General features: G+C 47.4%; 10 protein-coding genes and 1 rRNA gene. 8 read left to right on the forward strand and 3 right to left on the reverse strand.

Annotated features, from left to right (window positions below):
* Positions 1-54 precede the first annotated feature (54 nt).
* Entirely contained in the window at positions 55-2,088 is a 2,034-nt protein-coding gene (locus VIR50_RS08975) for a M13 family metallopeptidase (RefSeq protein WP_331934791.1), read from the forward strand.
* A gap of 92 nt (positions 2,089-2,180) precedes the next feature.
* On the opposite strand, the gene VIR50_RS08980 is transcribed toward VIR50_RS08975, so the two are convergent.
* Both VIR50_RS08980 and VIR50_RS08985 read right to left on the reverse strand, forming a co-directional pair.
* Positions 2,181-2,534, reverse strand: a complete 354-nt coding sequence (locus VIR50_RS08980; protein ID WP_331934792.1) for a hypothetical protein — start codon at positions 2,532-2,534, stop codon at positions 2,181-2,183.
* A 40-nt stretch (positions 2,535-2,574) separates the two neighbouring features.
* Positions 2,575-3,813, reverse strand: coding sequence for a D-alanyl-D-alanine carboxypeptidase/D-alanyl-D-alanine-endopeptidase (locus VIR50_RS08985; RefSeq protein WP_331934793.1), 1,239 nt, complete (start codon positions 3,811-3,813; stop codon positions 2,575-2,577).
* A 160-nt stretch (positions 3,814-3,973) separates the two neighbouring features.
* Between VIR50_RS08985 and VIR50_RS08990 the strand changes: the two genes are divergently transcribed.
* From VIR50_RS08990 to VIR50_RS09010, 5 genes are all read left to right on the forward strand, one after another.
* The gene (locus VIR50_RS08990; RefSeq protein WP_331934794.1) at positions 3,974-4,786 is read left to right on the forward strand and encodes a class I SAM-dependent methyltransferase; all 813 of its coding nucleotides are present in this window, start codon (positions 3,974-3,976) and stop codon (positions 4,784-4,786) included.
* 142 nt (positions 4,787-4,928) lie between these two features.
* On the forward strand, positions 4,929-5,723 hold the full coding sequence (locus VIR50_RS08995) for an immunoglobulin-like domain-containing protein (RefSeq protein WP_331934795.1): 795 nt from the start codon (positions 4,929-4,931) through the stop codon (positions 5,721-5,723).
* Positions 5,724-5,812: 89 nt separating this feature from the next.
* The gene (gene metA / locus VIR50_RS09000) at positions 5,813-6,730 is read left to right on the forward strand and encodes a homoserine O-acetyltransferase MetA (RefSeq protein WP_331934796.1); all 918 of its coding nucleotides are present in this window, start codon (positions 5,813-5,815) and stop codon (positions 6,728-6,730) included.
* 53 nt (positions 6,731-6,783) lie between these two features.
* On the forward strand, positions 6,784-8,580 hold the full coding sequence (locus VIR50_RS09005; RefSeq protein ID WP_331934804.1) for a peptidase U32 family protein: 1,797 nt from the start codon (positions 6,784-6,786) through the stop codon (positions 8,578-8,580).
* 19 nt (positions 8,581-8,599) lie between these two features.
* Positions 8,600-9,610 (forward strand): zinc ribbon domain-containing protein, encoded by a 1,011-nt coding sequence (locus VIR50_RS09010; protein WP_331934797.1) that lies wholly within the window; start codon positions 8,600-8,602, stop codon positions 9,608-9,610.
* Positions 9,611-10,298: 688 nt separating this feature from the next.
* On the opposite strand, the gene VIR50_RS09015 is transcribed toward VIR50_RS09010, so the two are convergent.
* The gene (locus VIR50_RS09015; RefSeq protein ID WP_331934798.1) at positions 10,299-11,057 is read right to left on the reverse strand and encodes a response regulator transcription factor; all 759 of its coding nucleotides are present in this window, start codon (positions 11,055-11,057) and stop codon (positions 10,299-10,301) included.
* Positions 11,058-11,148: 91 nt separating this feature from the next.
* Between VIR50_RS09015 and VIR50_RS09020 the strand changes: the two genes are divergently transcribed.
* Together VIR50_RS09020 and VIR50_RS09025 are read left to right on the forward strand one after the other, a co-directional pair.
* Positions 11,149-11,796 carry a DUF1349 domain-containing protein gene (locus VIR50_RS09020; RefSeq protein WP_331934799.1) on the forward strand — a complete coding sequence of 216 codons (648 nt, stop codon included), beginning with the start codon at positions 11,149-11,151 and terminating at the stop codon, positions 11,794-11,796.
* Positions 11,797-12,254: 458 nt separating this feature from the next.
* Positions 12,255-12,593, forward strand: a 16S ribosomal RNA gene (locus VIR50_RS09025); the annotation flags it as partial.

Below are 12,593 nucleotides of genomic sequence, written 5' to 3' on the forward strand. Positions count from 1 at the left end.
GAGCGTGGGAACATAAAGCTGAAAGAATTTTAATCAACATAAATTTTTACAACAATGAACATGAAAACGATTCTCCCGATTATGGCCATGGCAGCCATGCCGTTGACCGGCGCGGCCCAAAGCAAGTCGGGATTGAGAATGCAGAATCTCAACAAGACAGTGCGTCCTGCTGACGATTTCTACGAGTTCGCAACCGGAGGATGGCAGAAGAACAACCCGTTACCTGCCGCTTACAGCCGCTTTGGCAGCTTCGACCAGTTGCAGGAGGATAACAACAAGCGTATCAACACTATCTTGGGAGAGCTTCAGAAGAAGACTTACAAGAAGGGAACGACCGAGCAGAAGCTGTCTGATTTCTATAAGCAGGCGCTCGACGTGGAGCGTCGCAACAAGGAAGGCATAGCTCCCGTTAAGCCGTTGCTCGACGAGATTGAGGCCGCCACGAGCAAAGAGGCCTTGAAAGCCATACAACTGAAGTATCCCTACATGGGCTTGGGCGAGAGCTATGGCTCCGGATTTGCGGCCGATGAGAAGAATGTTACAATGAACATTCTCAACATCGGACAAGGCGGACTTACCTTGGGACAGAAAGATTACTACGTTAATAACGACGAAGCTACGGTCCAAATACGTGAGGCTTTCAAGCAATATCTGGTCAAGATGTTCCGTCTTTACGGTTTCTCGGAGGCTGTTGCCCGTGAGAAGATGGAGGCTGTGTTCCAGCATGAGACCATGTTGGCGCTCATCTCCAAGAGCATGACCGAGCTGCGTGACCCGCAAGCTAACTACAACAAGATGACCTTGAAGGATTTTCAGGCCAATTATCCTAACCTGAACTTGGAGCAATCGATGAACGCACAAGGCGTGAAGAGTGAGTACATTCAGGAAATGGTAGTGGGACAGCCGGCTTTCTTGATGGGACTCGACAAGATTATAGGCGCCGAGAACGCCGCCGCGCGAAAGGCAATCATGCAGTGGGACCTCATCAGTTCGTCTTCCGCTTACCTCAGCGATGAGATTCGGGAGGCCAATTTCGACTTCTTTGGTCGCACGATGAGCGGCCGCAAGGAGGATTACCCATTGTGGAAGCGTGCTACCAATCAGGTAGAGAGCGTGATGGGTGAGGCTTTGGGCAAGATATATTGCCAGCGTTATTTCCCCGCAACCTCCAAGAAGATGATGGAACAGTTGGTTCGCAACCTGCAGATCAGCCTTGGCGAGCGTATCGACGCGCAGACTTGGATGAGCGATACCACCAAGGCAGCGGCTCATCAGAAGCTCGATAAGTTCTATGTTAAGATAGGTTATCCCAATAAATGGACCGATTACAGCAAGCTCAACATTGATCCTGCCAAGTCATTCTACGAGAATGTGCTGGCTTGTCGTGAGTTTGAGGTGAACAAAGTCATAGAAGAGAGAGCCGGTAAGCCCGTTGATAAGGACGAATGGCTCATGACTCCACAGACGGTTAACGCTTATTATAACCCTACAACCAATGAAATCTGCTTCCCGGCGGGCATTCTTCAGTATCCATTCTTCGACGCCAAGGCCGACGATGCGTTCAACTATGGCGCTATCGGAGTAGTGATTGGCCACGAAATGACACACGGTTTCGATGACCAAGGTCGTCAGTATGACGCCGATGGCAACATGAAGGACTGGTGGACTGCCAACGACGCAAAGGGATTTAACGAGCGTGCCGACATGTATGCTGACTTCTTTGACGCTATAGAGGTATTGCCGGGCCTGCATTCCAACGGCCGTTTCACGCTGGGTGAGAACTTGGCTGACCACGGAGGATTGCAAGTGGCCTTGAGCGCGCTCAAGAATGCCATGGCCAAGAAGCCGTTGAAGAATTTGGATGGCTTCACTCCCGAGCAGCGTTTCTTCTTGGCTTATGCCGGCGTTTGGGGACAAAACATCACCGAACAAGAGATTCGCAACCGAGTAAAGCGTGATCCTCATGCCTTGGGCGAGTGGCGTGTAAATGGCGCGTTGCCCCATATTGACGCTTGGTATAAGGCTTTCGATGTGAAGAAAGGCGACAAACTGTACATTCCGGAGGAGCAACGTTTGAAGTTGTGGTAATCCTTCAGCGAGGTTAAAAACAAATGCGTATTTCCATATTGATTAGATGGAAATACGCATTTTCTTATTTTTGATGATTAGGTTTTCAGCCGTCAGTCGAGCGCATGTTTGAAATTGTCAAACCCATTGTCGCGCCCATTGATGAAATCGTGCATGAAAACAGCCGCTATTTCTTCGGCGGTGGCATTGGCAGGGTTGTCTACTTGGTTACTTACAAGGTCGCTGACGGAACCTTGGAATACGTTGGCGGCGGCCAGCAGGCCTGATCTCAGGCGGCTGATGATGATAACATTCTCGAAGAAACCAAAGGTAGGCTTTACCGTTTGCAGCGCTTCAAAGAGCTGGCGGTACTCGGCTTCGTAGTTCACATCGGCCGGGTAGAGGCGGCTTAGGGCCATCGCCGTTTTATCAAAATCGGTTGAAAGTACAATATCTCTTAGTGTCATAGCTTTATATATATAATAGGTGAAATATTTACGGTGGGCTTTATTCTACCATAGCCTCGCATAGTTTGCGTTGCAGTACGCGCGCGTCGAGCACCGACATGTCGGTATCCATGATGGCGAAAGCCAGCAAGTGGCCGTTGCTTCCCTCACAATAGCCGGCTAAAGAGCTGATTCCGTAAGGATGGGAGAGGGTGCCCGTCTTGGCTCTTATTTTGCCTCGGGTCTTCGGACCGGCCATTTCACGGCTCATGGTGCCGTCCACTCCGGCTATGGCCAGTTGACTTCTAAGCAGCCGATAGATAGGTTTGTGTTGGTAGCCATAGCGCAGTATGCTGACCAAAGCGTTGGGCGAGAGGTGGTTATAGGTACATAGTCCGCAACCATCGTGAATGACCAGCGTCGTATCTTGCAGCCCTAATTCCTCCCGCATGAACTTTTTAAGGTAGCCGACACCGCTTTCCGTGTAGTTGCCTTTGGGGTTAATCTTGTGTCCTATGGTGTAAAGCATGGCGGTAGCTTGGGTGTTGGAGCTGTTCTTCCACATGCGTTTGGTCACTCGGTCTATGGAACGATAGAAGCGGAAGATGCAATGTGAGCCTTTAGGTATGCGGCCTTTGACGAATTGACTGTCGGCAACGACAATGCCTTGGTTGCGTATGGCGGCCTTAAACTCGTTCTTTACGCGGTCAAAACCTTTGTAGAAAACCCCATAACGTGAGAAAGAAAGGTCCCAAGGGTACCAATGTGCCTCGCTTGTTACGGGCTCGGTAAGCGTCAGGTCCATGTTAATCTTGCCTTTAATGTGCTTAATGCCCTTGCGTTTGAGGGCCTCCGCGAACATCTTAAGGTCGGGGGCGTTGAGCTGCGGGTCAAGTCCGGCTTGGAAAGTGACGGTGCCCAACAAGGTATCTTTCACCATACGACCTTGCGTATAGATAGAAGTGGAGTATAAATGTTTGGTTCCAAGCAAATGAAGACCGGCCACACCGCTCAACAATTTCATACATGAGGCTGACGATTGTGCCATGTCCGCATGGGTGCCATATACCGGTTTGTCGGCTGTCAGGTCATAAACAGCAAAGCCAAAGTTGCCTTTCGGGCGTGGCTTAGCGGCAAAAGCTTTCAGTCGGGACTGCAATGCCGTGTCGATGGGAAGAGGCTTTGCGGTGGATGATTGGGCGTCTTTGGAGGGATTGTCTTTGCCGTTTCCGCAGCTTACCAATAAGGGGAAAGCGAGGAAAACGATAAAATATTTCTTGCAGTATGTCGTAAAATTCATTGTCACATTCAACTTGTATATTGCAAAGTTACGGATTTCTTTTGGAAGAAAGGACGGTTTTCAAATCCATATTTTTGGGTATTGCGCTGCCATTCAGTATTTTTTACCTTTGAAACGCAGTAAATATATCTCAATTATTAACCATTAAACACATATAGAAATGGAAGCAAATCAACTTTCGGCGATACCCGAAACTATGCTCATTACCCTATGGGCAAAGGCTACAGAGACTGAAAACGGCGGTAAACTCATTCATGATGAAAAGGCCGTGGAAATGATTCGGAAGATCGATTATGACTTTTCCAAGTTCAAGAAAGCGGCCATGTCGCAGGTGGGATGTTGTGTCAGGGCGAGCCTTATAGACCAAGAGACGCTGGAGTTTTTGAAAAATCATCCTGACGCGGTGGTCATTCAGCTCGGTGCGGGCATTGATGCACGTTACCAACGGTTGGGCTGTCCGCAGGTAGGTCATTGGTATGATCTCGACCTGAAAGAAGCTATCGACTTGCGCAAGCAGTATTTGGGTGAGACCGAAAAGAATACTTACTTGTCTCTTTCCATGTTTGATTACCAATGGGTAGATACGGTGAAAGCCTCCGGCAAGCCCATTCTGATAATCATTGAGGGCGTTTTGATGTACTTTGAACCCAACGATGTGAAGGCCTTTTTCATGGAACTGTGCAATCGTTTGGATGGCGCGACGGTGTTGATGGATATGCTTGCCTACATGCTTGTGAAGCAAGAACGGAAGCATGACGCCCTGAAGAAGATGGAAAAGGCTGCTAAGTTTAAGTGGTCCGAGCTCCATACGCGGGATATGGAGGCATGGCATACGAAGTTGCACTTGGCAAAAGAGTATTTCATGAGCGACCATGAGCAGGGCCGTTTCCCGCTGTGGGCCCGGCTAATGTATAAGATTCCCTATTTCTATACGCACATGAACCAGCGCATAGTGAGGCTGGAGATAAAGTAACGGCGTATGATTCATGTTCCCCGATAGCCTAAGTAAAAAGCTGTCGGGGCTGTTTTAAATGTTTTGTTTTATAGGAAGAAGTGAAATATAATGACTATATTTGCCTGCGGATAGGTATAAAGTATTATTTTACTGATAAGCGATGAAACAGAGCATTACCATCTTTTTTCTTCTGTTCCTTTTCTTCTTGACCTCCTGTCATCAGCAATCGACGAAGAAAACAAAAGCGGCTGACAAGCGGAAACATGAGTTAAGAGCCGATAGCGGCAAGACTTCAAAGAAGCAAAAATATGAAAAGGACAGTGTTCATAGGCCGGGAGCAGACACTCTTAAAAGCGCTCCCACTTATGAAAAACGCCACTATTCTTATCGTGAACTGCAGCGAATAATGCAGATAATGGAGCGAAAGTGGTTGAAAGGAACGCCCGCTAACGGCGTGATGGGGGGCTTTGGATTGGGTGAAAACGATATTACGGTTTGGTTGATATTCGATTCTCCAAGGAACAGAAGGCTGGTACGAGAGCATTTGATGGACGGTCCGTTCATGAAGTTTGAAGGTCCTACGACGCCGGGGCTTATCAAGTATAAGGCCGTGAGGGACACATTGGGCCTTTATCTCACGCCGATTCAGCACACATATCCCCACGACGTGCGTAAAGTTGGCGCCGTATTGCATAATGAGGGCAATCAAGAGGTAATCTATGGGGAGGAATACGACGTGGCTTTTCTCGATTCACAAGGCAAGTGGAGGGCGCTTCCAATGACCAGATTCATCCATGATATGGCGATAGGAGTTGGCCCCGGGCAGACTATAAAGAGCACTGCGAACTTGTCTCCCGACGCTTTTCCCACGCCATCGGGGCGTTACAGATACTATCTTCCCGTCATGATAGACCATAAAAAGGTGTGGTTGATGACCGAGTTTGCCATTGAATAATCGGCCGTTTGGGGCCAATAAGGGGCTAATATTCTTTTTTTTCACGGATAATTCTTATATTTGCATCGTATTATTTTATACGATTATATATGCCATTACGATTACCCGATAAACTTCCTGCTATAGAACTTCTGAAGAAAGAGAATATCTTTGTGATGGATGATACCAGAGCTCATAACCAAGATATTCGTCCTTTAAGAATCGTTGTTCTGAATCTTATGCCGTTGAAGATAACCACCGAAACCGATTTGATTCGTTTGTTATCGAATACGCCCTTGCAAATGGAAGTGTATTTCATGAAGTTGAAGAGCCACACTCCTAAGAATACGCCCGTAGAACACATGATGATGTTTTATAAAGACTTTGATGAATTGCGTCAACAGAAGTTCGACGGAATGATAGTTACGGGCGCCCCGGTGGAGCAAATGCCATTCGAGGACGTGTCGTATTGGGCTGAAGTGACCACAATCTTCGACTGGGCACGTACGCATGTCACGAGTTCGCTCTATATTTGCTGGGCTGCGCAGGCCGGATTGTACCATTTCTACGGTGTGCCGAAACATCCCTTACCCAAAAAGAAGTTTGGAATATTCCGCCAATATCCGCTCGATAGCCTTCTGCCTATCTTCCGTGGATTCGATGATATGTACTTCATGCCGCAAAGCAGGCATACCGAAGTGCGACGCGAAGATATAGAGCGAGTACCCGAACTCTCCATCATTTCAGAGTCGCCCGATAGCGGCGTGAGCATAGTCATGGCTCGCAATGGCCGTGAATTCTTCATAACGGGCCATTTAGAGTATGCTCCCAACACGCTCGATATAGAATATCGCAGGGATTTAGGTAAGCGCAATGACGTTGAAATGCCCGAGAATTATTATCGAAACGACAATCCCGATAATGGTCCTATGGTGACATGGCGCTCCTCGGCCAACCTTTTTTATAGCAATTGGATAGACTATTACGTTTATCAAGAGACTCCTTACAACATAGAAGACATACGATAGTGGAAGCAAGAACACTTGAGTTATTGGCTCCGGCCAAGAACTTGGCATGTGGCATGGCGGCTATTGACCATGGCGCCGACGCCGTATATATAGGTGCAAGTAGGTTTGGTGCACGGGCGGCGGCAGGTAACAGCGTGGAAGATATAGCGAAGTTATGTCGTTATGCCCACCAATTTGGCGCCCATGTGCACGTAACGGTGAATACCATCGTTTATGAACATGAGCTTGAAGACACCATGGCCATGATACGAGAACTCGACGAAGCCGGTATCGACGCACTGCTTTTGCAGGATATGGGCGTGCTGTCCCGCATATTGAAAGATATGCCTGACCGCCGTTTCCAGCTACATGCCAGCACGCAATGTGACAGCCGCAGCGTGGAGAAAGTAAAGTGGTTGAGCGATCGGGGCTTCCAAAGAGTGGTATTGGCACGTGAACTTTCGGCCGCGGAGATAGGCGAGATACACGAGGCTTTGCCCGAAGTGGAACTCGAAGCCTTCGTTCACGGTGCCCTCTGCGTGAGCTATTCGGGCGTTTGTTATGCGTCGCAATACTGCTTTAAGCGGTCGGCTAACCGTGGAGAATGCGCCCAGTTCTGCCGCATGAAGTTTGATTTGTCCGATTCAAACGGCCGCATGATAGAGCGCCAACGCCACTTGTTGAGCTTGAAGGACATGAGCCAAATAGACCATCTGAAGGAGTTGGCCGACGCCGGTGCCTGCTCTTTCAAGATAGAAGGCCGGTTGAAAGACGTCAACTACGTGAAAAATGTGGTCTCGGCCTACAGCCAACGGTTGGATACCATAGTAAAAGAACACCCTGACCGCTATCGACGGGCGTCACAAGGGCGGGTGAGCTATTATTTTGAACCCAATCTTCAAAAAACTTTTAACCGTGGTTTCACTTCCTATTTCTTGCAAGGTCGTCGACCCGACATAGCCAGTTTTGACACGCCCAAGGCCATGGGAGAGTATGTTGGCACGGTAAAAGAGATTCGGGGCAACAGCTTCAACGTGGCCGGAACGGCAACCTTTGCCAACGGCGATGGGCTTTGTTTCATCAATGAGGAGCACGAGTTAGAGGGCTTCAGGGTAAATAGGGCCGAGGGAAACAGACTTTTCCCCATGCGAATGCCCGATAATCTGCGCCCCGGAACGGGCCTTTACCGTAATAATGACGAGGCTTTTGAGAAGTTGTTGGCCGGAAAGACGGCCGAAAGAAAGATAGAATTGGAGATGGAGTTTGGCCTGACGGCCGATGGATTCAGGTTGACGGCCGGCGGACAGACCGTCAACGTAAACTTTGAACACCAGAAAGCGCAGAAGCCACAGGCCGAAAACATCGCCCGACAGCTCACTAAATTGGGCAATACTCCTTACTGTTGTGAGCGTGTTATCATGAAAGATGAGGCTGAAAGCTACTTTGTGCCCAGCAGTTTGTTGGCCGACTTGCGACGGCAGTTGGTCGCCCGGCTGGCGGAAGCTGCGGAAGGAAGGGCCCGGACGGTCGTTTCTGCCACATCGGAAGGGGCAGGGACCAATCTGATATGGCAACCTGAATATCGTAACTATCCCTATTTGTACAATATTTCCAACACTTCGGCGGTGAAGTTTTACGAAAATGAGAAACTGCAAACGATAGAACCGGCCTACGAGGTGGAGCAAAAGAGCGGCAGACCGCTGGTCATGCAGTGCAGGCATTGCATTCGTTACTCGCTCGGCTATTGTGTGAAGAGGGGCGGACAGAAGCCCACTTGGCGTGAGCCGCTTTATCTGACGCTGGGTGACGGACGACGTTTTCTACTCGAATTTAAGTGTGATGAGTGTCAGATGAATATCTACGCGGAATAAGAAAATAAGGCAATAAGTGATGAATCATTGGAAAAGTAAAAGTTGGGTGTGGCTTTGCGTGGTGCTGGTAGCTTTGCTGACATCGTGCTACCACAAGACGGCTCCGCGTCGGGGAGCCATGGTTTTATACAACGAACACCAGCAGGACTCGTTGTCTTTTCAAGCGACGCATCACTATACGAATAACTTTAATTTCATCGTTGATAAGGATTCGTTGGAACTGATGCGGCAACAGCCCGAGGAAATCCTATCGGGTTTGCCCGTTGATACGCTGAAAGTATATAAGAACAATCATTTAGTGGTGGCCGATATTCGGATCATCAAGCCCGACTCGTTGGTGGCCGGCGACTCCGTATGGGTGCAACTGGCTCGTGATCAGGATACTTTCGGATGGATTCAGGAGAGCAAATTGTTGCCGTCGGTGGTGCCTGATGACCCTATTTCGCAGTTTATCAACACCTTTTCCAACGTTCATCTGCTTATTTTTCTCGTCATTATCATCCTTATCAGCGTAGTTTATCTGATGCGGAAACTCATGAGGCAGAATGCCAATATCGTGCATTTTCGTGACATCAGTTCGTTTTATCCCACCTTGCTTTGCGTTATCGTGGCCATGTCGGCTACTTTTTATGCCAGCATTCAGATGTTCGCGCCCGAGACGTGGCGCCACTTTTATTTCCATCCTACGCTCAATCCGTTCTCCGTGCCATTGATTTTGGAGATATTCCTCATATCGGTTTGGGCCATGCTTATTGTGGGATTGGCGGCCGTGGACGACGTTCGCCATGAGTTGCCGTTGGCCGATGGCGTGATGTATCTGTGTGGATTGGCGGCCGTTTGCGCGGTGAATTATATCGTGTTCAGTATCTCCACGCTTTATTATGTGGGCTATTTGTTGTTGATAGGCTACATTATTTTTGCGTTGCGACAGTATTTTCGCAACAGTAGGGTGGTGTATCAGTGCGGCAATTGTGGCTCGACGCTTCGGCAGAAAGGCAAGTGCCCTTATTGCGGAGTTATCAATGATTAGGCTTTTCCCGTGCGTCACATCGTTTGTTTGTGGGCGCAGGAGAGCGGTGTAGGCCCGTCGGTTAGTGATAGGGCGTGGTGGATGATGAGTTGATTTCCTTATGGTGAGGAGCAGATAATCCTTTTTTATGGTTCCGTTTCAACTACTTTTTCGTTGCGTGGATCGTTGTTCAAGGAGCGTATAGGCGCTTTTTGTTCCGCTTTCTTAACGGTTCTTAAAAACTAAGAATTATTTTTACATTCTCTTTTTACTGCGTTCCATATTCGTGAAAAAACATTTCTTGTTGGCAAATATGCAGACTTTTATTATATTTATATAGTTCTGATAATCAATGGTTTGTAAAGAATGATAGGCTGTTTTGCCCGATTTGGACGATAGAAACATGGCCTTTGAGGGCCTTGTTGTGGGCTTTTGCCTGTTTGGGAGTGGGCTTTTGAGCGAATGAAAGAGGACTTTTGGGATGAGAAAGTTAGTCTTCAGGCGTTTAAAAGGGGAGCTTTGATAAGTTCAAAGCCGATTTGTGCATGGTGAGCCGTTTGTTTTCGGGGATTCGGTGGCTATCTTACGATTTCTTTCTTCGCTGGATGAGAGGGGGTGGAAGTGTTAAAAAACACTCCTTTTATTTTACAAAATGGACTTTCTTATTTGCCCAATGGAGGTTTGGAATATTTGTGCAGCGGGCGTGAAACTATATCAGTTGCAGCCTTTGTGCCAAGTTGCAGGCTTCCATAGAGTTGCTTACGTTGAGCTTCTCAAGGATGTTTTGTCGGTGTCTGTTTACCGTATTAATGCTGATGTGCAGGCTTTCGGCTATCTCTTTGCTACGTTTTCCGTAGGCTATGAGCTTCAAAATTTCGGTCTCGCGTTCGGAAAGAGGACTGAGAAAGTCGCGTGGTAAGAGTTGTATAACGTCACCCGTGGCCGTGTTGATGATGTGTCCCGATTGGTTTGTGGCTTGCGTAGTGAAGTTGTAGATGCACAAGGCAAAGTGCAGACTTTCGCTGTCTTGGGGTGAAAAATAGAAGATTCGATGGCTCATAGGGTGCAGGTTGCCGTCGGCGTCGCTCATCCTTAGGGTGCTTTCCATGCAGTAGTCATGTCGGCAGTTTGTGGGTTGTGATTTTACGAAATGGAAGAAGTGGAGCTCTTGGAGTTGCTTTGATATGAGGTCGGAAGGGTAGACGTGGCTGAGGATTTCTTCTTCCCAAATAGAGTGGATTTCGTGAATGTCGCCTTTGTTGGCTATGCCGAGCCGCTCGCCTGCGCCACCATAATAAATGTAACTTTGTGATTCTTTCATGTTGCTTAGCACGGCTATGCTGTTTTCCATGGCAGAGTACATGGCTGCTATGTGTCTGTAATAGCGTTCCATGTCGGTGACAACATTGCCATCAAATGCTTGTCGCAGCAGATTCTCGTTGAGTTGGTCTATGATTTTTATGCTCATAAATGGTTAATAATCAGTATTGTGGCAGTCGGAAAAATGGTTTAACTTTGCAAAGTTAAGAAAATCAATTGATAAATAAGCAAGGCTAAAGATGAAGAAAATTTTGTTTACATTGGCTTGTGCGACGCTGTCGTTGGCAGGAACCGCGCAAACACTCGAAAGAATGCAATGGTTTAATGAACCCGCGAAATGGAGTATAAAAGGTAATCAGCTCTCTATGCAAGTGACGCCTCATAGCGATTATTGGCGCATATCTCATTATGGATTCACCGTTGATGACGCTCCGTTTTACTATGCGACCTATGGCGGTGAGTTTGAAGCTAAAGTTAAGCTGTCGGGCAATTATAAAGTTCGTTTCGATCAGGCGTGTCTGATGTTGCGAATCGATAAGGAGAATTACATCAAGGCAGGCATAGAGTTTGTCGATGGCAAGTATAATTTGAGCTGCGTCGTTACCCATCACACCAGTGATTGGAGTGTGATTGAACTTGAGAAACCGGTGAAACATGTTTGGATAAAGGCTGTTCGGCGTCTTGATGCAGTAGAAGTTTACTATTCATTTGACGACGTTAATTATGTCATGATGCGCAACGCATGGATGGCAGACAACACTCCTATGCAGATAGGTATGGCCGCTGCTTGTCCCGATGGTGAGGGTTTTGAGGCACGATTCGATAGCTTCAGCGTAAAGCATTTGCCCGATCAACGTCGTCTCGAATGGCTTGAGAAAAATAAATAATCAAAGGAGTACAACTCACTCTATTAATAAATACACCTTATTATATTAATAGAAAAACCATCAAACCTTATCTAAAACAATATTTTTTTATAATTTTCTTTTGAAAAGGTTTGGTGGTTTGAAAAATTGTCTATACCTTTGCATCCGCATTCAGGAAATGAGTAACCATTTACTTAGTTATGATTCACTGATAGCAAGGCTGAGAGTCTTGTATGAGATTTTCGCCGTATAAAGAAGCGTTCTTTGAAGAATTTTACATAAACAGAGAAGTAGTAGTACAAGAATCGAGTGCACTTATGTTTTATAATATATGTGTATTTGGGTAAAAGAAACGACTCGTCAATTTTTGACATAAAAGGTTTTTTTAGACTACAATAAAGACAGGCGTTCTGAACAGACAATCAATGTATGCCTTCCTTTTGTCCTCGGATGAGAGAAGGGTATATAATCAATATTTTACAATGGAGAGTTTGATCCTGGCTCAGGATGAACGCTAGCTATAGGCTTAACACATGCAAGTCGAGGGGCAGCATGCGGTTTGCTTGCAAACCGTGATGGCGACCGGCGCACGGGTGAGTAACGCGTATCCAACCTTCCCCTTACTGTGGAATAACCTGCCGAAAGGCAGACTAATACCGCACGCACTCAACAGATGACATCAGACGTTGAGTAAAGATTTATCGGTAAGGGATGGGGATGCGTCTGATTAGCTTGTTGGCGGGGTAACGGCCCACCAAGGCAACGATCAGTAGGGGTTCTGAGAGGAAGGTCCCCCACATTGGAACTGAGACACGGTC

It is taken from the genome of Prevotella sp. (assembly GCF_036570325.1).
In the GTDB taxonomy this organism is placed as follows: domain Bacteria; phylum Bacteroidota; class Bacteroidia; order Bacteroidales; family Bacteroidaceae; genus Prevotella.